The 22,454-nt window shown below is 70.7% G+C and carries 20 protein-coding genes; 11 read left to right on the top strand and 9 right to left on the bottom strand.

Annotated elements, in window-relative coordinates; translation table 11 throughout:
* Positions 1-51: 51 nt before the first annotated feature.
* Positions 52-972 (top strand): methylenetetrahydrofolate reductase [NAD(P)H], encoded by a 921-nt coding sequence (gene metF / locus AB0L65_RS29230; protein ID WP_363963605.1) that lies wholly within the window; start codon positions 52-54, stop codon positions 970-972.
* Positions 973-1,761: 789 nt separating this feature from the next.
* Here metF and AB0L65_RS29235 read toward each other — a convergent pair.
* The gene (locus tag AB0L65_RS29235; RefSeq protein ID WP_364251387.1) at positions 1,762-2,322 is read right to left on the bottom strand and encodes a GNAT family N-acetyltransferase; all 561 of its coding nucleotides are present in this window, start codon (positions 2,320-2,322) and stop codon (positions 1,762-1,764) included.
* Between the two features lie 10 nt (positions 2,323-2,332).
* Positions 2,333-2,809: a YbaK/EbsC family protein gene (locus AB0L65_RS29240; RefSeq protein ID WP_364251390.1), complete on the bottom strand. Its 477-nt coding sequence runs from the start codon at positions 2,807-2,809 to the stop codon at positions 2,333-2,335.
* A gap of 199 nt (positions 2,810-3,008) precedes the next feature.
* On the opposite strand from AB0L65_RS29240, the gene AB0L65_RS29245 reads away from it, so the two are divergent.
* Complete coding sequence (locus AB0L65_RS29245) at positions 3,009-3,737, top strand: L,D-transpeptidase family protein (RefSeq protein ID WP_364251393.1); 729 nt, start codon at positions 3,009-3,011, stop codon at positions 3,735-3,737.
* Positions 3,738-3,860: 123 nt separating this feature from the next.
* Positions 3,861-5,558 (top strand): hypothetical protein, encoded by a 1,698-nt coding sequence (locus AB0L65_RS29250; RefSeq protein WP_364251396.1) that lies wholly within the window; start codon positions 3,861-3,863, stop codon positions 5,556-5,558.
* 35 nt (positions 5,559-5,593) lie between these two features.
* On the opposite strand, the gene AB0L65_RS29255 is transcribed toward AB0L65_RS29250, so the two are convergent.
* On the bottom strand, positions 5,594-6,112 hold the full coding sequence (locus AB0L65_RS29255) for a hypothetical protein (protein ID WP_364251399.1): 519 nt from the start codon (positions 6,110-6,112) through the stop codon (positions 5,594-5,596).
* A gap of 49 nt (positions 6,113-6,161) precedes the next feature.
* Positions 6,162-6,779 carry a TetR family transcriptional regulator gene (locus tag AB0L65_RS29260; protein ID WP_363963615.1) on the bottom strand — a complete coding sequence of 206 codons (618 nt, stop codon included), beginning with the start codon at positions 6,777-6,779 and terminating at the stop codon, positions 6,162-6,164.
* A 96-nt stretch (positions 6,780-6,875) separates the two neighbouring features.
* Here AB0L65_RS29260 and AB0L65_RS29265 point away from each other — a divergent pair, with 96 nt between their 5' ends.
* The 3 genes from AB0L65_RS29265 to AB0L65_RS29275 all read left to right on the top strand — a co-directional run bounded on the left by AB0L65_RS29265 (position 6,876) and on the right by AB0L65_RS29275 (position 9,127).
* Entirely contained in the window at positions 6,876-8,069 is a 1,194-nt protein-coding gene (locus tag AB0L65_RS29265) for a cytochrome P450 (RefSeq protein WP_364251402.1), read from the top strand.
* 6 nt (positions 8,070-8,075) lie between these two features.
* Positions 8,076-8,267, top strand: coding sequence for a ferredoxin (locus tag AB0L65_RS29270; RefSeq protein WP_185072964.1), 192 nt, complete (start codon positions 8,076-8,078; stop codon positions 8,265-8,267).
* Positions 8,268-8,740: 473 nt separating this feature from the next.
* Positions 8,741-9,127, top strand: a complete 387-nt coding sequence (locus AB0L65_RS29275; protein WP_350729075.1) for an SAV_6107 family HEPN domain-containing protein — start codon at positions 8,741-8,743, stop codon at positions 9,125-9,127.
* 694 nt (positions 9,128-9,821) lie between these two features.
* Here the strand turns inward: AB0L65_RS29275 and AB0L65_RS29280 are convergent.
* The 5 genes from AB0L65_RS29280 to AB0L65_RS29300 form a co-directional block, all read right to left on the bottom strand.
* Positions 9,822-10,316: a transcriptional regulator gene (locus tag AB0L65_RS29280; protein ID WP_026214021.1), complete on the bottom strand. Its 495-nt coding sequence runs from the start codon at positions 10,314-10,316 to the stop codon at positions 9,822-9,824.
* Between the two features lie 263 nt (positions 10,317-10,579).
* A complete protein-coding gene (locus AB0L65_RS29285; RefSeq protein ID WP_364251405.1) occupies positions 10,580-11,473 on the bottom strand; it encodes a universal stress protein in 894 nt (297 codons plus the stop codon).
* On the bottom strand, positions 11,474-12,895 hold the full coding sequence (locus AB0L65_RS29290; RefSeq protein WP_364251408.1) for an amino acid permease: 1,422 nt from the start codon (positions 12,893-12,895) through the stop codon (positions 11,474-11,476).
* A gap of 10 nt (positions 12,896-12,905) precedes the next feature.
* Positions 12,906-13,841, bottom strand: coding sequence for a carbamate kinase (arcC, locus tag AB0L65_RS29295; protein ID WP_364251411.1), 936 nt, complete (start codon positions 13,839-13,841; stop codon positions 12,906-12,908).
* 10 nt (positions 13,842-13,851) lie between these two features.
* Positions 13,852-15,096: an arginine deiminase gene (locus AB0L65_RS29300; RefSeq protein ID WP_364251414.1), complete on the bottom strand. Its 1,245-nt coding sequence runs from the start codon at positions 15,094-15,096 to the stop codon at positions 13,852-13,854.
* A gap of 205 nt (positions 15,097-15,301) precedes the next feature.
* Here AB0L65_RS29300 and pyrR point away from each other — a divergent pair, with 205 nt between their 5' ends.
* From pyrR to carB, 5 genes are read left to right on the top strand one after another with little or no spacing between them, the layout of a single operon-like run.
* Positions 15,302-15,847 carry a bifunctional pyr operon transcriptional regulator/uracil phosphoribosyltransferase PyrR gene (gene pyrR / locus AB0L65_RS29305; RefSeq protein WP_185072969.1) on the top strand — a complete coding sequence of 182 codons (546 nt, stop codon included), beginning with the start codon at positions 15,302-15,304 and terminating at the stop codon, positions 15,845-15,847.
* Entirely contained in the window at positions 15,844-16,761 is a 918-nt protein-coding gene (locus tag AB0L65_RS29310) for an aspartate carbamoyltransferase catalytic subunit (RefSeq protein WP_350729083.1), read from the top strand. The genes pyrR and AB0L65_RS29310 overlap by 4 nt, the downstream gene beginning before the upstream one ends.
* Positions 16,758-18,044 (top strand): dihydroorotase, encoded by a 1,287-nt coding sequence (locus tag AB0L65_RS29315; protein ID WP_364251417.1) that lies wholly within the window; start codon positions 16,758-16,760, stop codon positions 18,042-18,044. The genes AB0L65_RS29310 and AB0L65_RS29315 overlap by 4 nt, the downstream gene beginning before the upstream one ends.
* Complete coding sequence (carA, locus tag AB0L65_RS29320) at positions 18,041-19,147, top strand: glutamine-hydrolyzing carbamoyl-phosphate synthase small subunit (RefSeq protein ID WP_364251420.1); 1,107 nt, start codon at positions 18,041-18,043, stop codon at positions 19,145-19,147. The genes AB0L65_RS29315 and carA overlap by 4 nt, the downstream gene beginning before the upstream one ends.
* Entirely contained in the window at positions 19,134-22,421 is a 3,288-nt protein-coding gene (gene carB / locus AB0L65_RS29325; RefSeq protein ID WP_364251423.1) for a carbamoyl-phosphate synthase large subunit, read from the top strand. The genes carA and carB overlap by 14 nt, the downstream gene beginning before the upstream one ends.
* Positions 22,422-22,454: the final 33 nt, after the last annotated feature.

Raw genomic sequence — 22,454 nt, forward strand, 5'->3', positions numbered from 1 at the left:
GGGTGACACGGCCGTGACCTTGAGTCGGCGAGGTCCCTGTAACCTTGGCACATGGCGCTTGGTCGACCCTCCATCCTGCCCGATCGTGTTCCCACCGTCCGCGACATGCTCGCCGCCGGTGGCCGGTCGTTCTCCTTCGAGTTCTTCCCGCCGAAGACCGACGAGGGAGAGCGGCAGCTCTGGAAGGCGATCAGGGAGCTGGAGTCGCTGCGGCCGACGTTCGTGTCGGTGACCTACGGCGCGGGCGGCTCCACGCGCGACCGCACGGTCGACATCGTCGAGCGGATCGCCCACGACACGACGCTCACGCCCGTGGCGCACTTCACGGCGGTCAACCACTCGATCCGCGAGCTGCGTCACCTGGTGGGGCGCTTCGCCGACGCCGGGGTGCGCAACATCCTGGCCGTCCGCGGCGACCCCCCTGGCGACCCGACGGCCGAGTGGTTGCAGCACCCCGAAGGCGTCCTCTACGCCGAGGAGCTGGTGCGGCTGATCAGGCAGGCGGGCGACTTCTGCGTCGGCGTCGCCGCCTTCCCGTACAAGCACCCGCGCTCGCCGTCCATCGAGAGCGACACCGAGTTCTTCGTGCGCAAGTGCGAGGCGGGGGCCGACTACGCGATCACGCAGATGTTCTTCCGCGCGGACGACTACCTGCGGCTGCGCGACCGGGTGGCGGCCAGGGGGTGTGACACGCCGATCATCCCCTGCATCATGCCGGTGACGCAGATGAGCACGATCGCGCGCTCGGAGCAGCTGTCGGGAGCGCCGTTCCCGGCGGAGGTGGCGGCCCGCTTCGAGGAGGTGGCCGACGACCCGGCGGCGGTGCGGCGGCTGGGCATCGAGCACGGGGCCGAGCTGTGCCGGCGGCTGCTCGACGAGGGCGCGCCGGGCATCCACTTCATCACCTTCAACCGCTCCAGCGCGTCGCGCGAGGTCTTCCAACGCCTCGACGCGGTGCCCCTTTCCGCCTGAAAACCTGTCGTTCTTTACGGCTCTTTACGGCTCGTTCTTTACGGCGGAGCACGGGCGGCGCCACCCGCCGCCCGTGGCCGGTGACCTCCAGGAAGACGCCCGCTGACCCGCACGTGGCCGGCCGCCGCAACGGCGCAACGTGGGCCTCTTCGGGGGTTCACAAGCGTTGACCCCGCGCGATCGGCAAGATCGCCCGACGAAGAACCCCAACGCTTCCCACCCGCCGCACGACATTGCGCCGCCCCCGTCGCCCATCTTCGCGCCGCACGCATTGCGCCGGGCTCCGCCGACCTCCCTTCTCGCCGCACCGGCGCCGGAGGGGCCGTGCGGACCTGGGCCGAATGCCGGGTGGGAGGCGCGCTGGGCGGGGCCGGACGCCGGGGCCGGACGTCGAGTGGGGAGGCGCGCTGGGGTTGGGTGCGTCGCTTCGCGTTTCGCTGGCCGTCCTTCCGTCACCGCGCCGTGGGATCGGGCCCGATCCCGTCGCTCGCAGTGCTGGGTCCAGGGGTCGTCGCCGCGTGGTGCCGGTCCACCCAGGTTGTCGCCCGCTGTGCCGGGTCGTCGCCCGCAGCGTCGGGGCCATCGGTCGTCGGTTGCCTCGAGGTCCGTTGGGGTGGTGAGTGCGGTGGGAGGCAAGGGGCCCGTCACCCGCCCGCAGGGGGACCGGGCGGGTGACGGGCAGGGGGTTATAGACGGTTAGTAAAGGGGTGACTACCTTGCGTAATGGATGGTGCCCCAAGTAATCAGCAGACAAACCCGATGGTCATGGGTTCATCCGGGAGGTGATCCTCACGTCAAGGGCAGGGGGCGGCCCATGATGGCGTAGTCCTCGTAGCCGCCCGGGAAGATGAACCTCGAGAGCAGGTCCGTGAAGCCCATGCTGGCGTAGAGGTGGCGGGCGGCCGTGGGCTGGTCGTGGGTGGACAGGACGGCCGAGCGCTCGGGGCGGCCCGCGCAGAGGGTGCGGATCATGGCGCGGCCGATGCCCTTGCTCTGGAAGTCCGGGTGGACGTGGATCTCGGCCAGCTCCAGCGCGTAGCCGAGCCAGGCGGTGGCGGCCTCCTGGCCGATCCGGTCCGTCAGGGCGCGGAAGACCACGTCGTGCCACCACTGCCCGGGGGTGCCGCGGAAGCCGTAGGCGAAGCCGACGGTGAGGGGAGCGGAAAGGGACGGATCGCGCAATTCTGCGAAATAACACTGAAAATGGGGATAAGTCGCGTGATTTCGCATAATGGTTTTGCGGCCGTTGATCTGGTCCGCGGGCGGGTTCATGGCGGCCGCGTAGACGTCGATCACCGTGTCCAGCCGCTCGACGAACTCGGCCGGCCCCGCCCCGCGAAACTCGATCACCCGTCGCACACTACTCGACGTCCACCGCCGTGCCGCCGGTGATCCGCACGAGCTCGTCAAACGTCGTCGGGAACACGGTCAGCGGATGCCCCCCGGCCGCCCACACCACCTCGTGCTTGCTCAGCCAGTTGTCCACCAGGGTCCGCACGGGAGCCGGATGCCCGACCGGGGCCACGCCGCCGATGGGCTGTCCGGTCGCCGCCCTCACGAACTCCGGCGTCGCCCGGCGTACCTTCCCGACCCCCGCGGTGCGGGCGATCAGCTCCACGTCCACGCGGTGCGCCCCGCTGGTCAGCACGAGCAGCGGCGCGCCGTCCGCGTCGAAGATCAGGCTGTTGGCGATGGCCCCGACCTCGCACCCGACCTGAGCCGCGGCGGTCGCCGCCGTGGGCGCCTTCTCGGGCAGGACGATGACCTCACCGTCCGCCCCCAGTTCGCGCAGGGCGGATTGAACGACGACCGCGTTGGCCGGCAACTTCTCAGACATGGACACACTCTAAACAGGTTGACCGCTTCATTACCGATTCATGATGAGTGGTATAAGGTCAACTGATCGTTTGCTCATGGTATGCGAGGTGGTACTGGTGGGGGCTCGACGGCTGCCCGGAGTGGCTGCTCTCTTGACGGCAGGCGCCGTCGCACTCTCGGGCTGCGGCGCGCATGGATTGCATCGTTCGACGGCGTCCATGAGGACGGCGTCCCCGACCACCACACATACCTCCGCGGGAGCCCGATCCGGTCCCGCCGCCATCACCCCCGCCACGGTCACCGCGCCGGGCAAGACGCTCAGGCTCGGCGCCAAGGGCAAGTCCGTCCAGTGGCTGCAGAGGCGCCTGGCCCAGCTCGGCTACCGCCCCGGCAGGGCCGACGGCCGGTACGGGGGCGCGACGCTGGCGGCCGTGTGGGCGTTCCAGAAGGTGAACGGCATCAAGCCGACCAGCACCGTCGCCAGGCGCACATGGGACGCCCTGGAGAGCCCCAGGTCGCCGCAGGTCCTGGTCAAGAACGGCAAGCCGACCCGCGCCGAGGTCAACCTCACCAAGCAGATCATGGTCCTGTACGTGGACGGCGAGGTGAAGCTGATCACCCACGTGTCCTCCGGCAGCGGCGTCCCCTACTGCGAGTCCGCCGCGTGGCAGGGCAAGCAGCAGCGGTTCTGCGGCTCGGCCACCACGCCGACGGGCGACTACGCGACGACGTGGCGCGCTCGCGGCTGGCACAAGTCGTACCTGGGGCAGCTCTACAACCCGATCTTCTTCAACGGCGGCATCGCCTTCCACGGCGCGCTGTCGGTGCCGCTGTATCCGGCTTCGCACGGGTGCGTGCGCATGCCGATGAACGTGGCCGAGGTCCTGCCCGGGATGCTGGGCAAGGGCGTGCCGGTGCACGTCCGGGGCAGGTTCAAGCGGCTCTGAGACGCGCGTTCTGAGCACGCCCGCCGTGCCGCCGGCGGCATAACGCCCGCATAACCAGAAGCGGTGACGGGCCCGTTATGCCGCTTTTGCTGGACTCCCTCCTGACTTTCTTGGGGGGAGAGCATGACGACTGCGTTCATGACGCCGGCGCCCGTTCACACGACGGCGCGGCATACGGGACGGGCCCGCCTGTGGTGGCTGCTGGCGGCCGGGTGGGTCGCCCACGTGGCGTTACGGCTGTGGCTGTACCGGTATCACACGGGACCGGTGGCGAACCCGGACGAGACCGGATACCTCCTCGCCGCCCGCTGGCTGGCCGGCGGACCGGGCGCCGACCTCACCGGCTCGACCTTCTACCAGGGCGGCTATCCGCTGCTGCTGGTCCCGGTCTTCTGGCTGACCTCCGACCCCGTCCTGGCGTACCGGCTGGTGGCCGGGGTGGGGTCGATGGCGGCGGCGAGCGCGTACCCGCTGGCGTACCTGCTGCTGCGGCGGATGGGCCTGGGCCGGCGGGCGGCGCTGATCACGGCGTTCGTCGCGGCGCTGTCGCCGGCGCTGGTGGTGTTCTCCGGACTGGCGCTGACCGACGCGATCCTGCCCGTGCTCGTCCTGGCCTGGCTGCTCGCGCTGCACGACCTGGTCGCGTACGGGTCGGCGCGGGCCGGGGCGGTGGCGGGCGCGCTGTCGGCGTTCGCGATGGCGGCCCATCTGCGGGGGACCGTGGTCCTGGCGGTGTGCGTCCTGGCCGTCGTGGTGGTGTGGGTCCGCAAAAGGGCGGTGGTGCCGGGCCGCGGGAGGGCGGTGGGTCCGGCGGTCGCGGCGCTGGTGGGCGCGGCCGTGGTCGCGGTGGCGGGCAAGGCGCTCAACGGGGCGCTGAGCGCCGCGCTCTATCCGGGCGGGCCCCGCGACCTGTCGGGGCTGCTGGTGTCCAGGCTCACGAGCCTCGAAGGCCAGGCGTGGGCGCTGTCGGGGGCGGCCGGGCAGCTCTGGTACCTCGTCGCCGGCACCTGGGGGCTCGCGGGCATCGGCCTGGCGGGCGCGGCGGCCACGCTGGTACGGCGGTCCGCGCCGTACGCGCACCGCGTTCTCGCGGGCACGCTGCTGCTGACGACCCTGGGCATCGCGTACGCCTCCTCGGCCGCCCTCCCGGACGAGCACCGCGTCGGCAACTACGTCTACGGGCGCTACCTGGCCTGCGTCGCCGTGGCCTGGACCCTCGCCGGCCTGATCGTCCTCATCAAGGGTGGGCGCCTGGCCGTGGTGCGGCACGCGCTGGCCGCCGCCGGGCTGATGGCGGTGACCGGCGGGGTGGCCGCCTGGTACGCGGGGGACCGGCTGGAGCGTTACGCGTTCATCGCGTTCGACTTCCCCGAAGTGATCTTTCTCACGGGTGAGAACGACGCGCTGAACCTGGTCGAGGCCTCCGTGCCCGCCCTGATCCTGCTGGCCTGCCTGACCGGGGCGGCCTTCCTGACCGCGCGCCGGGCCAGACTGCTGCTGGTGGTCGGCGTGCTGGCGCTGATCGACATCGCGTTCACGGCCGGGCAGGCGCCCGCCCGCCCGTCGGGCGGCGTGGACTGGCTGCCGGCGCCGTCTCCCGGCCGCGTGGCGGTGGACCGGCGGGTGCGGTGGAACATCTGGGTGCCGCTGTCGTATCGGGTGTCGTGGACCCGGATCGAGTTCTACAACGGCCGGCCCCCGGCGGGCGCGTGCACGGCCGTGGTCCCGTACGGGACGGCTCCGCCGCCGGGCTGGGCCGCCACCGGACGCGGCGGCGCCCAGATGGGCTGGACGACCTGGTCGAACGACGGCTGCCACTGAGCCCTCAGGCCCGGGCGCCCGTGGCCCGCCTGCCTTCAGGTCCGGGCGCTCGCGGCTCGCCTGCCCTGCGCGGCCGCCATCGCCACCCCCGCGGCCTGGGCCAGCCCGGCCGCCACCAGGACGAGTACGGTGGCCGACTGCCACCCGGGAAGGCCGCCGGCGAAGTCAGGGGTGTCGTAGAGCCCCGCCAGCGCCCTGGCGGGGTTGACCAGCGCGACGAGGACAGCGAGGGCGTACGGGACGATCAGGACGCCCGACAGCACGAGCAGGGGCGTGCGGCCCCGGCCGCCCCGCCGCAGGAGCACGCCGATGACGGCGTACGCCACTCCCAGGACCCCCACGACCACGGCGGCGCCCAGTATCAGGCTCCAGGCGTCCCTGCCCACCGCCGTCATCCCGTCAGCGGCGAGCCGGCCGCCCGCCCACTCCGGGCCCGCGATCTGCGCCTTGACGGCCGCCTCGACGGCCACGAGGTTGACCCCCGCGTACGCCGCCGCCAGGACCGGCCCCAGCGCCGGCAGAACGAAATCGATCAGCCACCGCTTGCCCGCCATCCGGCCCCCCTCCGCTCCGGTCAGCTTCTCAGAAAGCGGGCATCCGGAGCTATCCGAGGGAGCGCAGGCCGGCGAGCGTGATCTCGGCCGCCCGGCGCGCCGTGCTCGACATCTGCTCCGCGGACAGGTCGTGGCCGAGGTCGGCGACGATCGCCAGCTTCACCGCCCCGAACATCGCGCCCACCGCGGCGGCCGCCTCCACCGGGTCCAGCTCGGGGTAGGCCTCCCGCAGCGCCCGTGCCAGCGTGGTCTGGCTCTCGAGCAGCATCACCAGCGCCCGCGCCCGCAGCGTGGGCTCTTTGAGCACGAGCCGGATCCGCAGCTCCGCGTCCTCGAACGTGAGCTCCTCGTACGTGGTCAGCCAGGTCAGGCTCTCCTCCACGATCCGCAGGAGGACGTCGCCCGGCGACTCGCCGGGAGCCCTGTCGGCCATCGCCGCGGCGGCCAGCTCCATCTTGCGGGCGGAGTCGTAGAAGACCACGTCCTCCTTGCTCGCGAAGTAGCTGAAGAACGTGCGCGTCGACACGTCGGCCTCCGCGGCGATCTCGGCCAGTGTGGTCTCGTCGAAGCCCTTCTCGTCGAACAACCGGAGCGCGGCCTCGACCAGTGCCCGGCGCGTGCGCTGCTTCTTGCGCTCCCGCAGTCCCACGCCGCCGTTATCTACCATGACGGAACTATACTGCATGCATATATGATTTTCATGCATTGAAATTTTGCAATGAATGAGGTTTTCTGGGGGTGGAGCTCGGAAAGGAGCCGAAACATGTCCGACGTGACGTTTCCCACCGACCGGCAGCGCCCGTTCGATCCGCCCGACGAAGCCACTGAGCTGCGAGAACGGGCGAACATGCACCGTATGACCTTCGCCGACGGCCACCGGGGCTGGCTGGTGACCGGCTACTCCGCCGCCCGCGCGGTGCTCGCGCACCCGCGCTTCAGCAACCGCTCAGAGCTCGCGCACCCGCCGATCGAGGGCTCTCTGCTCCGGATGAGGATGCAGAAGGACGCGAAGACGCCGCCCGGGTTCTTCCTGCGCATGGACGAGCCCGAGCACGCGCGCTTCCGCAGGCTGCTGACCGGCCAGTTCACCGTGCGCAGGATGAAGATGCTCGAACCCAGGGTCGAGGAGATCGCCAACGCCTGCCTCGACGACATGGCCGCCGCCGGCGGGCCCGTGGACCTCGTCGAGAAGTTCGCGCTGCCGATCCCGTCGCTGGTGATCTGCGAGCTGCTCGGGGTGCCGTACGAGGACCGCGGGCAGTTTCAGGAGGACACCAAGCTCCTGGTCAACCTGGAGTCCAAGGCCGAGGACGCGATGGCCGCGCTCGGCCGGATCACGGCGTTCATGTACGGGCTCGTCCAGCGCAAGCGCAAGGAGCCGGCCGACGACCTGATCAGCGGGCTCATCGAGGGCGGGGAGCTGAACGACGAGGAGCTCGCCGGGGTGTCCCTGCTGCTGCTGGTGGCCGGGCACGAGACGACCGCCAACATGCTGGGGCTCGGCACGTACGCCCTGCTCACGAACCCCGCGCAGCTCGCCGCCATGCGTGACGACCCGTCGGTGGTGGAGAACGGGGTCGAGGAGCTGCTGCGCTACCTCACGATCATCCACCTCGGCCCGATGCGCACCGCGCTGGAGGACGTCGAGATCGAGGGCAACCTCATCAAGGCGGGCGAGTGCGTGGCGCTCCACCTGCCCACCGTCAACCGCGACTCGTCCCGCTTCCCCGACGGCGACCGGCTCGACGTCACCAGGCCCGCGGGCGGGCACCTGACCTTCGGCCACGGCATCCACCAGTGCCTGGGGCAGCAGCTCGCCCGCATCGAGATGCGCATCGGGTACCCTGCGCTGCTGCGCCGCTTCCCAGGTCTACGCTTGGCCGTAACACCCGAGGAGGTGCCGATGCGCTCGGACATGAGCATCTATGGAGTGCACCGCCTCCCAGTCACTTGGTAGGTCACCATGGAAATCAAGGCAGATACGACGGTGTGCATCGGGGCGGGCATGTGCGCGCTGACGGTGCCGGAAGTGTTCGACCAGAGCGAGGACGAGGGCACGGTGGTGCTCTTGCAGAAGGTGCCTCCCGCGGAGCTGGAGGACGGCGTCCGTCGCGCCGTGACCCTCTGCCCGTCGGGCGCCATCTCGGTCGTCTGACGACCGTCTTCTTGTCCTCCTGAACCACCCGGCCGTCGCCGCAAGCTCTCCGCGGCGACGGCTTTTTCGCGCCTTCGGACTCATGCTCGTCGAACCTGTGTTCGTGGAATCGGTTGACACCGAGCGTGATCGAAATTATGTTCGACGTAGTGACGGTGGGGCTCGCGGCTCAACGTCACCAGGACCTGGTCGCGGGCCGTTCGCTTCCCCAAGCGTTCCCCCGCGGCCAGGCTCCATGGGCGAAGGGCACGTCCTCGTCGTCGGCGGAGACGAGTGGGCGTGCCCTGGCCGGACGGGGAGTGGGGAAGCTCCACGTCCGGCCAGCCCGGTGGAAATGTCGGTGGGGTCTGCGATTGTTGGCACCACCGGCGGAGACGCCGGCGGCCGCCCACGACTCCAAGGAGGCGCGCAAGATGGCACCACGGCCTAGAGAAACGCCCGGGCCCCGGCTGTCGCCTGCGGTTCGGGCACACTTGACCGATTCTCGTTCCTGCCTGGCGGAGGCGACCGGCGCTCGCACTCCGGCATCCCGATACGTGGCCGCCCACCTGGCGGCTCTTCGGGCGGCGGCGGCGATCCTGGCCGCCCGTCCCCGTCCCATGGAAGGCCGCAGGCGCCGCCTGCGCAGCGCCTGGGAGCTGCTGCCCGAGGCCGAGCCGCGCCTGGCCGAGTGGGCCGCCTACTTCTCGGTGAGCGCCGCCAAGCGCGCCGCCGCCGAGGCGGGCATGGTCAGCCGGGTCAGCGCGGCCGACGCCGACGAGCTCCTGGCCGAGGCGGAGACGTTCGTCTCCACGGTGGAGGATCTGCTCGGCATGCCGGCCCAGCCCCAACTGCCGGTCAACGTCCCGCTGGCAGGCTGACCCTCCCACGTCCCTTCACCGGGCCGATCTCACCTTCATGGTCCGGGTGGACGTTCCCGTCGCCGGGCTGGACCCAGCCCTGGATGCGCCGGGCTGACCGCGGTGTCCGGGTGCGCCGGGTTCCGAGGTCGCCGCACCGCGCTCGAACGCGGCTTTCGCGCGGCCGGGCGCCGACGATACTGCCCCGGTGGATGTCCCCTTGGTGGCCCACCGGCTCTTGCCGCGCCGTAACGCGGCCGACCGCCGACGAGCTTCCGGCCGAGCCGGAGACGCGAGCCTGCACGGAGTGCCCGCCCGACCCAGCCCCGGCGGGCGTTCCTTGACGGCCGGCCTCGGTTCGCCCCGCTCTGGCGGTCGTGCCGGAGCGGGGCTTCCGTGCGGCTGAGCGCCGACGGGACGTACGTCGGCGCACACCACCGATCCCGCTCGCTCGGTGGTGCTCCGACGTGGACCCCCACACGCCAGTAAGCGCTTTCCGGGACGGCCGCCCTGTGCGGGGGCGGAATGTGTCCACGGTGGCGCGAAACCAGGCTCCATGCCGCTCGGAAAGCGCGGCGGGCCAGGAAAGGGCACTCGATGCCGGGTGGCTCGCCGACCGCGTGGCGGTGACGAGCCCTCAGGCGCGCGAGGCGGCCTCAGAGCGGGGTGAGACGGCCTCGGAGGGAGGGGGCGACCTCAGGGGAGAGGGACAGCCTCAGAACGACTCGACGGCGCGGCGGGCCTCGGCGTCGAGAACACCCCAGCTGATCAGCTCCTCGGTCAGCTCGCTGGGCGACTTGTCGTAGATCACGGCAAGCGAGCGCAGGTCCTCCTGGCGGATCGACAGCACCTTGCCGTTGTAGTCACCGCGCTGGCTCTGGATCGTGGCGGCGTAGCGGGCGAGTGCCCCCGCCTTCTCCTTCGGCAGCGTGGCCAGGCGCTCCAGGTCGATCACAAGCTTGGGTGTCGGTCCGAGCGGGCTGGGCGCGGCTCCGCCCGGCAGCAGCTCGGATACGGGCACCCCGTAGAAGTCGGCAAGCTCGGCAAGCTTCTGTACGGTCACCGCACGGTCGCCACGCTCGTACGAGCCCACGACCACGGCTTTCCACCTGCCACGCGACTTTTCCTCGACTCCATGCAGGGACAGGCCCTGCTGGGTGCGTATGGCGCGGAGTCGTGCACCCAGCGACTTTGCGTACTCAGACGGCATTGTGTGGCCCCCGGTCTTGTATGTATCGCTCTCAGTAGATTGTGCTCCCTTGCGGCGTATGCCCTAGCCACCGGGGGGTCTGGTGCCAAGCCCGGCACCATCGGTAGCCATGGCCCCAGGTTTACCCCAGAACGCCGCGAGGTGTGGTTACGCACAGTGACGGTAAAGGGGCGGACGCCTGAGGTCAAGCTGATTGGAAAAAAGATGCCGAATCCGATCCGGTAGGGATCGCCGCAATCGCCCCTCATGTCCCAGTGGTAACGCTACTTCGTCAGAGTTTGACGAGAAATTTCCCCACCCTGGGTCTGCCGCGTGAGAATCATGACAGGGCAGGTCGCAGCCCGTACGATCTTGATCGAGGTGTCTCCGAGGAAGACCCGCCTGAGTGGCCCGGTGGCGCTGGAAGCGCATATGATCATCTCGCCGGGGAGCCACGAGGTCGTGCCGAGTGCCTGCGCGACGTTGCGGCCCTCCAGCACCTCCACCTCCACGCGTGGCCGTCCGTGGGCCGCCGCCCGCAGGTTGGAGGCCGCCTCGTCGCGCAGGCGGACGAGCATCTCCTCCTCGATCCTGGCGCGCCTGCCGTTGCTGATCACCAGCGTGACCAGCCGCAGGGGCACGTCCAGCGACGCGGCCACCGCCGCCGCGTCCTTGACCGCCGCGTCGCAGCCGGGGCTGCGCCGGTAGGCGACGGTGAGGCGTTCGAAGGCGGCGGGGGGCTTGTCGCCGTAGCCGCGCGGGGCGAGCAGCACGGGAACGGAGGACGAGTGCAAGAGCTGGTCGGCGGTGCTGCCGACGGTGATGCGGCCCTTGCCGCCGCCGGCGGCCGAGCCGATCACCACGACGTCGGCGCCGCGCCTGCGCGCCAGCTCCACCAGCCCGCGCCCGCTGCCCTTGTGGGTGTGGACCACGTAGTCGGCGTCGTCGCCGGCCAGCTCGCGCGCCTGCCAGAGCGTCGCGTCGGCCTGCTCCATCAGGTACGCGCGCCACGCGCTCTCCTCGGCCCTGGCCGGTCCGGGCGCGGACCACGCGGGCGGCTGCACGTAGGCCACCGTCAGACGCCCGTGGACCTGTTCCCTGACCAGCGCGGCCAGTGCCAGCCCGTCCCTGCCCCTGGGCTCCGGGATGCAGCCGGCCAGCACGTTCTCGAGCTTCATTCAGCCCACCTCGGCGTTCAGCCGCGAATGGCCGTAGCCGTACAGGAAGTAGCAGATCAGCCCCACCAGCATCCACAGCCCGAACGCCACCCAGGTGACCCCGGCCAGGCCCGCCATCACGATGAGGCAGAGGACGGCGCCGAGCACCGGCGTGGCGGGGAACAGCGGCGTGCGGAAGGTGCGCGGCAGCTCGGGGCTGCGGTAGCGCAGGACGAGCACGCCGACGTTCACGATGGCGAAGGCGAACAGGGTGCCGATGCTGGTCGCCTCGGCGAGCTGGCCGAGCGGCACCAGGCCGGCCAGCACGGAGATGAACGCGGCGACGATGAGGGTGTTCGCGACGGGGACCTGGTGGCGCATGTCGACCCGCCGGAAGACGCGCGGGATCAGCCCGTCGCGGGACATGGCGAACAGGATGCGGGTCTGGCCGAAGATGACGGTGAGCACGACGCTGGCGATGGTGATGACCGCCCCGAAAGAGACGATGAGGCCCGGCCAGGTGGCGCCGACGGCCAGGTCGGCGATGTAGGACAGGCTCGCCTCGGTGTGCTTGGCGTCGAACTGCGTCCACGGCAGCGCGCCGATGGCGGCCATCGCGACGAGCACGTAGATGGCCGTCACGATGACCAGTGACAGGAGGATCGCCAGGGGCAGGTCGCGCTTGGGGTTCTTGGCCTCCTCGCCCGCGGTGGAGGCGGCGTCGAAGCCGACGTAGGAGAAGAACACCTGCGAGGCCGCCGCCGTGATGCCGGCCACCCCCAGGGGTGCGAAGGGCGTGAAGTTCTTGGCCTGGAAGGCGGTGAACGCCACCACGCAGAAGAAGAGCAGCACCACGACCTTGATCATCACGAAGATCGCGTTCGCCGTGGCGCTCTCCGAGGCGCCGTACAGCAGCAGCCACGTGGCGAGCAGGACGATGACGATCGCGGTGATGTTGATCACGCCGCCGTCCTGGCCGGGGGAGCGGGTGATCGCCGCGGGCAGCGTGAAGCCGAACAGGGAGCGCAGGAACGAGTTGAGGTAATTGCCCCAGCCCACGGCCACCGCCGCCACGGACACGGCGTACTCCAGCATGAGGCACCAGCCGCAGATCCACGCCACGAGCTCGCCCAGCGTCGCGTACGCGTAGGAGTAGGACGAGCCGGACACCGGGATCGTCCCGGCCAGCTCGGCGTACGACAGGGCCGAGAACAGCGCCGTGATCGCCGCCAGCACGAACGACACCACCACCGCCGGCCCCGCCTTGGGCACCGCCTGCCCCAGGATGACGAAGATGCCGGTGCCGAGCGTGGCGCCCACGCTGAACAGCGTCAGCTGCCAGAGCGACATGGTGCGCCGCAGCTCGCCCCCCTCGCCGTGACCGCCCTCCGCGATGATGCGCTCCGTGGGCTTGGTGCGGAAGAGCCGTTGGGCCAGTGTCACGGGACACCCCCTACAGCGTGCTCGTCAGCGGCCACCTGCCGTTGGGTGTCACGATCGTTCCCGCTGTGCCGTCGAGTATGCGCTCGGCCTCGTCGAGTCTTCCGATCGCGGCCATGTCGCCGGTCGTCTCCACGAACCGGCACACCGCCTCCACCTTGGGCCCCATCGACCCCGCGGGGAACTCCAGGGCGCGCAGCTCGTGCGGCGTGGTGTGGGCGATCTCCGTCTGGTGCGGCGTGCCGAAGCCCCGCATGACGCGCGGCACGTCGGTGAGGATGAGGAACGCGTCGCACTCCAGGGCCTCGGCCAGCATCGAGGCGGTGAGGTCCTTGTCGATGACCGCCTCCACGCCGGTCAGCCGGCCGCGCTCGTCGCGGACGACCGGGATGCCGCCCCCGCCCGCGCACACCACGATGACGCCTTCGCGGATCATCTGGTGGATCAGCCGGGTCTCGACGATGCGGCGCGGGGTCGGCGACGGCACGACGCGCCGCCATTGGTCGCCGTCGCGCCGGACCGTCCAGCCGTACTCGGCGGCCAGCTTCTCGGCCTCCTCGCGCTCGTAGACCTGGCCGACGAACTTGGTCGGGTGCTCGAACGCGGGGTCGACGGCCGTCACCAGCGTCTGCGTGACCATGGCCAGGACCTGACGGCCGGGCAGGGCGTTCTGCAGGGCCTGCTGCATCCAGTAGCCGATCATGCCCTGCGTCTGCGCGCCGAGCGTGTCGAACGGGTACGGCCTGGTCAGGTTGGGGTCCGCGGCGCTCTCCAGGGCCAGCAGGCCGACCTGCGGGCCGTTCCCGTGGGTGATGACCAGCTCGTGCCGGTCGGCGAGCCGGGCGAGCGTCTTGACGGCCGCGCGGACGTTGGCCCGCTGGACGTCCGCGTCCGGCGCCTGGCCGCGCCTGAGCACCGCGTTGCCGCCCAGAGCGACGATGACCCGCATCGGCCCCTCCTCAGACTCCGTCGCGTTCGAGCGGGCAGCTCATGCAGCGCGGGCCGCCGCGCCCCCGGCCGAGCTCGCTGCCCCTGATCGTGATGACCTCGATGCCGTTGTCGCGCAGGTAGGCGTTCGTGGTGGTGTTGCGCTCGTAGGCGACGACCACGCCGGGCTCCAGCGCCAGCCCGTTGCAGCCGTCGTCCCACTGCTCCCGTTCGGCCGCGTGGAGGTCCTGCGTGGGCGTCAGGACCGTGATGGCGGGCAGGTCGATGGCGTGGGCGATGGCCTGGTGCATGTCCTGCGGCGGGTGGTCGGTGACCTTGAGCTCCTTGCGCGTCTCGCCGGGCTCGATGGTGTACGCGGGCAGCATCCCCAGACCCGCGTACTGGGTGAACACGCCCACGTCCAGCATCGTCATCACGGTGTCGAGGTGCATGAACGCCCGCGCCTTCGGCATGTCGAGCGCCACGATCGTCCGCGCGGAGCCGGCCGCGAACAGCCGCTGCGCCAGCATCTCCACCGCCTGCGGCTGGGTGCGCTCGCTCATGCCGATCAGCACCGCGCCCCTGCCGAGGACCAGCACGTCGCCGCCCTCGATGGTCGCCGGCGCGACCGGCTGGCCCGGCATCCAGCAGTGGAAGCCCCCCCGCCCGGGCCGGTTGAAGCCGTCGGCGAACGTCGGGTGGTACATGTAGACGGCCTCCATGTTGACCGTCTCGCGCATGCGGGCCTTCTTCTTCATCGCGTTGATCGACACGCCGTCGTAGATCCAGCAGGACGTGTCGCGGGTGAAGAGGTGGTTGGGCAGCGGCGGCAGGATGAAGTCGTCGTCGCGCATGGTGTGGAAGGTCACGGAGCCGGGGCCGCAGCCCCTCTCGAGCAGCTCGCCCTTGGTGATGCCGCCGGTCAGGTAGACCTGCAGCGTCGCGGAGTCCATGCCGTCGAGGATGTTGCGGACGTCGTCGGTGGCGCCGGGGCCGAGCCAGCGCTCGTCGACGACGGCGTCGAGGATGTGCTTGCGCGCCTCGGGGATGTCGACGGTCTCCCTGAGCAGGTCGGCCAGCAGGTGGACCGTGATGCCGCGGCCGGTCAGCACCCGCTGGAACTCCTCGTGCTCCTCCATCGCGCGCTGGACCCACAGCACGTCGTCGAAGAGGAACGCGTCCTTGTTGGACGGGGTCAGCCGTCTGAGCGCCCGGTCCGGCCCGTGAACGAGCACCTGGCGCAGGCGTCCGACCTCGGAATCGACGTGAAAGGCCATCTTCGCAGCATCCCCTCCTGGCGGCTTCCCCGGGCAGTATCAGCGTCTCCCCGAGGAAGCCGGTACGCCATCCGTACCCCGATGAAGCTTCGTGACGCCACGGGAGCCCTCTCGCGTTGTTCCTGGTAGCCCCTGGTACTGTGTGTGCCGACCAACACCCTTTTAAGACCCGTCCCGTGAGGCGGGAAAGGTGGTGAGATTCGCCATGTCCGATTCCAGGGCTGTCCTCGAGGCCCCTGACATCCACCGGGCGCTGACCCGCATAGCACACGAGATCCTCGAGCGCACCAAGGGCGCCGACGACGTCGTGCTCCTCGGCATCCCGACCCGCGGCGCCACGCTGGCCCGCAGGCTCGGCGACCGCATCGAGCAGTTCGAAGGCGTCAAGATCCCCGTCGGCTCCATCGACATCACGATGTACCGCGACGACCTGCGGCTCAAGCCCGCCAGGCCGCTCGGCCGCACCGAGCTGCCGCCGGACGGCATCGACGGCAGGGTCGTCGTGCTCGTGGACGACGTCCTCTACTCCGGCCGCACCGTGCGCGCCGCGCTCGACGCGCTCAACGACCTCGGCCGGCCCACCGCGGTGCAGCTGGCCACGCTGGTCGACCGCGGCCACCGCGAGCTGCCCATCCGCGCCGACTACGTCGGCAAGAACCTCCCGACGGCCAAGAGCGAGAAGGTCAAGGTCTACCTGCAGGAGATCGACGGCCGCGACGCCGTGCTCCTCATGAAGGGGGACGCCAAGTGAACCGCCACCTGATCTCCGCGGGCGACCTCACCAAGGACGACGCGCTCCTCATCCTCGACACCGCCGAGGAGCTGGCGAGGGTCTCGGAACGTTCCATCAAGAAGCTGCCCACGCTGCGCGGGCGCACCGTGGTCAACCTGTTCTTCGAGGACTCCACCCGCACGCGCATCTCGTTCGAGGCGGCGGCCAAGCGGCTGTCCGCCGACGTGATCAACTTCTCGGCCAAGGGGTCGAGCGTGTCCAAGGGCGAGTCGCTCAAGGACACCGCGCTCACCCTCGAGGCCATGGGCGCCGACGCGGTCGTCATCCGCCACGGCGCCTCCGGCGCGCCACACCGCCTGGCCAACTGGGTGCGCGGCAGCGTCGTCAACGCCGGCGACGGCACCCACGAGCACCCCACGCAGGCGCTGCTCGACGCCTTCTCGATGCGCCGCCGCCTGGGCAGCCTCGAAGGGCGCAAGGTCACGATCGTCGGCGACGTGCTGCACAGCCGGGTCGCCCGCTCCAACGTGCTGCTGCTCGACACGCTCGGCGCCGACGTCACGCTGGTGGCGCCGCCGACGCTGCTGCCCGTCTCCGTCGGCTCCTGGCCGTGCGAGGTCTCCTACGACCTGGACGCGGTGCTGCCGAAGTCGGACGTGGTGATGATGCTGCGGGTGCAGAAGGAGCGGATGAACGCCGCCTACTTCCCCAGCGAGCGGGAGTACTCACGCCGGTACGGCCTGGACCGGGACCGGTTCGCCAAGATGCCCGAGGACGCCATCGTGATGCACCCCGGGCCGATGAACCGGGGCATGGAGATCGCCGCGGAGGTGGCCGACTCGGCGCGCTCCACGATCGTGGAGCAGGTCGCCAACGGTGTGACCATTCGCATGGCGGTGCTGTACCTGCTGCTGGGGGGAGAGAGCGCGTGATCATCAAGAATGTCAGGATTCTCGGCGGGGAGCCCGTCGACATCCGCGTCGCCGACGGGGAGATCGCCGAGATCGGTCAGGGCCTGGAGGGGCCCGAGACCGTCGACGGCGGCGGCGCGATCGCGCTGCCCGGCCTCGTGGACCTGCACACCCACCTGCGCGAGCCCGGCCGCGAGGACGCCGAGACCGTGCAGACCGGCACCCAGTCGGCCGCCCGGGGCGGCTACACCGCCGTGCACGCCATGGCCAACACCTCGCCGGTCGCCGACACCGCCGGGGTCGTCGAGCAGGTGTGGCGGCTCGGGCGCGAGTTCGCGCACTGCGACGTCCACCCCGTCGGCGCCGTCACCGTCGGCCTGGAGGGCAAGCAGCTCGCCGAGCTGGGCGCGATGGCCGACTCGGCCGCCCGCGTGCGGGTCTTCTCCGACGACGGCAAGTGCGTGGACGACGCCGTGCTGATGCGCCGCGCCCTGGAGTACGTCAAGGCGTTCGACGGCGTCATCGCCCAGCACGCCCAGGAGCCCAGGCTCACCTCCGGGGCCCAGATGAACGAGGGCGTGATCTCCGGCAGGCTCGGCCTGACCGGCTGGCCCGCGGTCGCCGAAGAGGCGATCATCGCCCGCGACTGCCTCCTGGCCGCCCACGTCGGCTCCAGGCTGCACATCTGCCACGTCTCCACGGCCGGCTCGGTCGAGATCATCCGCTGGGCCAAGTCCAAGGGCTGGAACGTCACCTGCGAGGTCACCCCGCACCACCTCCTGCTCACCGACGACCTGGTCGAGGAGTCCCCGGTGGGCGCGTACAACCCGATCTACAAGGTCAACCCGCCGCTGCGCACCCGCGCGGACGTCGAGGCGCTGCGGGCCGCGCTGGCCGACGGCACGATCGACATCGTCGCCACCGACCACGCCCCCCACCCGGTCGAGGACAAGGAGACCGAGTGGTCGGCCGCGGCCATGGGCATGGTGGGACTGGAGACGGCGCTCAGCGTGGTCCAGGAGGCCATGGTCGAGACCGGGCTGCTCGACTGGGCGGGCGTCGCCGAGCGCATGTCCGTCGTCCCGGCCCGCATCGGCCGTCTCGGCGGCCAGGGGCAGCCGCTTGAAGTCGGCGCCCCGGCCAACATCACGCTGTACGACCCGTCCGCGCGCACCGAGGTGGATCCGTCCGCATTCGCGTCGAAGAGCAGGAACACCCCCTACGAGGGGATGACGCTGCCCGGCCGGGTGGTGGCCACGTTCCTGCGCGGCAGGGCGACCGTTCTCGAAGGGAAGCTGGTTTGAACACATCGGTGCTCGTCCTGGAAGACGGCCGCGTCTTCCAGGGACGACCGTACGGCGCCGAGGGCGAGACGTTCGGCGAGATGGTCTTCAACACCGGCATGACCGGCTACCAGGAGACCCTCACGGACCCGTCCTACCATCGGCAGATCGTCGCCATGACGGCGCCCCACATCGGCAACACCGGCGTCAACGACGAGGACCCCGAGTCCGGGCGCGTCTGGGTCGCCGGCTATGTCGTGCGCGAGCCGTCCAGGGTCGTCTCCAACTGGCGGGCCAACCGCTCGCTCGACGACTACCTCAAGGAGCAGGGCGTCGTCGGGATCGCCATCTCCGGCACCCGCGCGCTCACCCGCCACCTGCGCGAGCGCGGCGCCATGCGCGCCGGCATCTTCACCGCGCCCACCGTGCCGGTCGAGGAGCTGGTCGAGCGCGTGCGGCAGTCGCCCCGTATGGAGGGCGCCGACCTGGCCGCCGAGGTGGCCACCGCCGAGCCGTACGTCGTGCCGGCGATCGGGGAGAAGAGGTTCACGGTCGCGGCCGTCGACCTCGGCATCAAGGGCATGACGCCGCACCGGATGGCCGAGCGTGGCTGCGAGGTGCACGTGCTGCCCGCGACGGCCACGTACGAGCAGATCATGGCGGTCGAGCCGGACGGGGTCTTCTTCTCCAACGGGCCCGGCGACCCCGCCACGGCGGACGTGAGCGCGCTGCAGGGGGTTCTGGAGGCCAGGGTCCCGTTCTTCGGGATCTGCTTCGGCAACCAGCTCTTCGGGCGGGCCCTGGGCCTTTCCACCTACAAGCTGCGTTACGGGCACCGGGGCGTCAACCAGCCCGTCCAGGACGTGCGCACCGGCAAGGTCGAGATCTCGGCGCACAACCACGGGTTCGCCGTGGAGGCGCCGCTCGACGCGCCGTTCGAGACCCCGTACGGTCAGGCCGAGGTCAGCCACGTCAACCTCAACGACCGCTGCGTGGAGGGGCTGCGCCTGCTCGACGGGCGGGCCTTCAGCGTCCAGTACCACCCGGAGGCCGCCGCGGGCCCCCACGACGCCGCCTACCTTTTCGACGAGTTCTGTGAGGTCATGAGCCGTGCCCAAGCGTGAGGACATCAGGTCCGTCCTGGTGATCGGCTCGGGGCCGATCGTGATCGGCCAGGCGTGCGAGTTCGACTACTCCGGCACCCAGGCGTGCCGCGTGCTGCGGGCCGAGGGGTTCCGCGTCGTCCTGGTCAACAGCAACCCGGCGACGATCATGACGGACCCCGAGTTCGCCGACGCCACGTACGTCGAGCCGATCACCCCCGAGTTCGTCGAGAAGATCATCGCCAAGGAGCGGCCCGACGCGCTGCTGCCGACCCTGGGCGGGCAGACCGCGCTCAACACCGCGGTCGCGCTGCACGAGTCGGGCGTGCTGGAGAAGTACGGCGTCGAGCTGATCGGCGCCGACTTCGACGCGATCCAGGCGGGGGAGAACCGCGAGCGGTTCAAGGAGATCGTCGCCAAGGTGGCCCGCGAGCGCGGGCTCAACGCCGAGTCGGCCAGGTCGGCCATCTGCCACACGATGGAGGAGTGCCTGGCCGCCGCGGGCGAGCTGGGCTACCCGGTCGTGGTCAGGCCGTCGTTCACCATGGGCGGGGCCGGCTCCGGCTTCGCCTACGACGAGACCGACCTGCGTCGCATCGGCGGCGCCGGGCTCGACGCCTCTCCGACCACCGAGGTGCTCCTGGAGGAGTCGATCCTCGGCTGGAAGGAGTACGAGCTGGAGGTCATGCGCGACAAGCGCGACAACGTCGTCATCGTCTGCTCCATCGAGAACATCGATCCGATGGGCGTCCACACCGGCGACAGCGTCACCGTCGCGCCCGCGCTGACCCTGACCGACCGCGAATACCAGAACATGCGCGACGTCGCCATCGCCGTCATCCGCGAGGTCGGCGTCGACACCGGCGGCTGCAACATCCAGTTCGCGGTCGACCCCCGCACCGGTCGCATGATCGTCATCGAGATGAACCCGCGCGTGTCCCGATCGAGCGCCCTGGCCTCCAAGGCCACCGGGTTCCCGATCGCGAAGATCGCGGCCAAGCTCGCGATCGGCTACACCCTCGACGAGATCCCCAACGACATCACCAAGGAGACCCCGGCCTCCTTCGAGCCGACGCTCGACTACATCGTGGTGAAGGTGCCGAGGTTCGCGTTCGAGAAGTTCAAGGGCGCCGACCAGACGCTCACCACGCACATGAAGTCCGTCGGCGAGGCCATGGCCATCGGCCGCTCCTTCCCCGAGGCGCTGCAGAAGGCGCTGCGGTCGCTGGAGAAGAAGGAGTCCTCCTTCACCTGGGCGGGTGAGAGCGGCGACAAGGCCGAGCTGCTCGAGCGCTGCCGCACCCCGCACGACGGGCGGCTGCGCACGATGCAGCAGGCCATCAGGGCGGGCGCCACGCCCGAGGAGGTGTTCGAGGCGACGAGCGTTGACCCGTGGTTCGTCGACCAGCTCTTCCTGCTCCACGAGGAGGCCGGGGAGGTCGCCGACGCCGCCGAGCTGACCACCGAGGTGCTCGAGCGGGCCAAGCGGCACGGGTTCAGCGACGCGCAGATCGGCGAGATCCGCGGCATCGACGAGGCCCGGGTGCGCGACCTGCGCCACGCGCTGGGGCTGCGCCCGGTCTACAACACCGTCGACACCTGCGCCGCCGAGTTCGCCGCGAGGACGCCGTACCTCTACTCCACCTACGACGAGGAGAACGAGGTCCCCTACGGCGAGCGCGAGAAGGTCATCATCCTCGGCTCCGGGCCCAACCGCATCGGGCAGGGCATCGAGTTCGACTACGCGTGCGTGCACGCCTCGTTCGAGCTGTCCAGGGCCGGGTTCGAGACCGTCATGGTCAACTGCAACCCGGAGACCGTCTCGACCGACTATGACACCTCCGACCGGCTCTACTTCGAGCCGCTCACGCTGGAGGACGTGCTGGAGGTCGTCTACGCCGAGCAGCAGACCGGCCCGGTCGCGGGCGTGATCGTGCAGCTCGGCGGTCAGACGCCCCTCGGCTTGGCGCAGGCGCTCAAGGACGCGGGCGTGCCCGTGGTCGGCACCTCGCCGGAGTCGATCCACCTGGCCGAGGAGCGCGGCGCGTTCGGGCGGGTGCTGGCCGAGGCGGGGCTGCCCGCGCCCAAGCACGGCACCGCGCTCACCGTCGCCGAGGCCCGGGAGATCGCCGAGGAGATCGGCTACCCCGTGCTCGTCCGGCCGTCCTACGTGCTCGGCGGCGCCGGCATGGCCATCGTGTACGACGACGAGACGCTGACGACGTACATGGCGGCCCAGGAGGGCGGCCACCCGGTGCTGGTGGACAAGTTCCTGGACGAGGCCATCGAGATCGACGTCGACGCCCTCTACGACGGCTCGGAGCTCTATCTCGGCGGCGTCATGGAGCACATCGAGGAGGCCGGGATCCACTCCGGCGACTCGGCGTGCGCGCTGCCGCCCATCACGCTCGGCAGCCACGACATCAAGCGCATCCGCGCCGCCACCGAGGCCATCGCCGCCGGGGTGGGCGTGCGCGGCCTGCTGAACGTCCAGTACGCGATGTCGGCCGGCGTCCTCTACGTCCTGGAGGCCAACCCGCGGGCCAGCCGCACCGTGCCGTTCGTGTCCAAGGCCACGGGGGCGCCGCTGGCCAAGGCGGCGGCCCGGGTGATGCTCGGCGCGTCGATCGCCTCGCTGCGCGAGGAGGGCATGCTGCCCGCGACCGGCGACGGCGGGACGCTGCCGTTGGACGCGTCGATCGCGGTCAAGGAGGCGGTGCTGCCGTTCAACCGCTTCCGGGGCGTGGACACCGTGCTGGGGCCCGAGATGCGCTCCACGGGCGAGGTCATGGGCATCGACGAGTTCTTCGGGATCGCGTACGCCAAGTCCCAGGCGGGCGCCTACGGCGAGCTGCCGACCAAGGGACGCGCGTTCGTGTCGGTGGCCAACCGGGACAAGCGTGCCATGATCTTCCCTGTGAAGGCGCTCGCGGATCTCGGATTCGAGATCCTGGCCACCGAGGGGACCGCCGAGGTGCTGCGCCGCAACGGCGTCCATGCCAAGATCGTGCGCAAGCAGAGCGAGGGTCCTGGTCCCGGAGGTGAGCGCACGAGCGTGCAGGCCATTCTCGACGGCGAGGTCGACCTGATCGTCAACACGCCGTTCGGCAGCCCCGGGCAGTCGGGGCCGCGGCTCGACGGCTACGAGATCCGCACCGCCGCGGTGCTGCGCGGCATCCCGTGCATCACCACGGTCTCAGGGCTCGCCGCGGCGGCGGCGGGCATCCAGGCGATCGTGCGCGGCGATGTCGGCGTACGGTCGCTCCAGGAGCACGCACAGGCACTCCGGGGCTGACCCCGCACGGGAGGTGAAGACGACTGGCCGGCA

Source organism: Nonomuraea sp. NPDC052116 (assembly GCF_040680035.1).
In the GTDB taxonomy this organism is placed as follows: Bacteria; Actinomycetota; Actinomycetes; order Streptosporangiales; family Streptosporangiaceae; genus Nonomuraea; species Nonomuraea angiospora_A.

What these genes read in the sequence shown, in the direction of transcription:
- metF (WP_363963605.1), top strand. Translation starts at nt 52, where the DNA reads ATGGCGCTTGGTCGACCCTCCATCCTGCCCGATCGTGTTCCCACCGTC.
- AB0L65_RS29240 (WP_364251390.1), bottom strand. Translation starts at nt 2,809, where the DNA reads ATGTCTGAGAAGTTGCCGGCCAACGCGGTCGTCGTTCAATCCGCCCTG.
- AB0L65_RS29245 (WP_364251393.1), top strand. Translation starts at nt 3,009, where the DNA reads ATGAGGACGGCGTCCCCGACCACCACACATACCTCCGCGGGAGCCCGA.
- AB0L65_RS29250 (WP_364251396.1), top strand. Translation starts at nt 3,861, where the DNA reads ATGACGACTGCGTTCATGACGCCGGCGCCCGTTCACACGACGGCGCGG.
- AB0L65_RS29255 (WP_364251399.1), bottom strand. Translation starts at nt 6,112, where the DNA reads ATGGCGGGCAAGCGGTGGCTGATCGATTTCGTTCTGCCGGCGCTGGGG.
- AB0L65_RS29260 (WP_363963615.1), bottom strand. Translation starts at nt 6,779, where the DNA reads ATGGTAGATAACGGCGGCGTGGGACTGCGGGAGCGCAAGAAGCAGCGC.
- AB0L65_RS29265 (WP_364251402.1), top strand. Translation starts at nt 6,876, where the DNA reads ATGTCCGACGTGACGTTTCCCACCGACCGGCAGCGCCCGTTCGATCCG.
- AB0L65_RS29270 (WP_185072964.1), top strand. Translation starts at nt 8,076, where the DNA reads ATGGAAATCAAGGCAGATACGACGGTGTGCATCGGGGCGGGCATGTGC.
- AB0L65_RS29280 (WP_026214021.1), bottom strand. Translation starts at nt 10,316, where the DNA reads ATGCCGTCTGAGTACGCAAAGTCGCTGGGTGCACGACTCCGCGCCATA.
- AB0L65_RS29285 (WP_364251405.1), bottom strand. Translation starts at nt 11,473, where the DNA reads ATGAAGCTCGAGAACGTGCTGGCCGGCTGCATCCCGGAGCCCAGGGGC.
- arcC (WP_364251411.1), bottom strand. Translation starts at nt 13,841, where the DNA reads ATGCGGGTCATCGTCGCTCTGGGCGGCAACGCGGTGCTCAGGCGCGGC.
- AB0L65_RS29300 (WP_364251414.1), bottom strand. Translation starts at nt 15,096, where the DNA reads ATGGCCTTTCACGTCGATTCCGAGGTCGGACGCCTGCGCCAGGTGCTC.
- pyrR (WP_185072969.1), top strand. Translation starts at nt 15,302, where the DNA reads ATGTCCGATTCCAGGGCTGTCCTCGAGGCCCCTGACATCCACCGGGCG.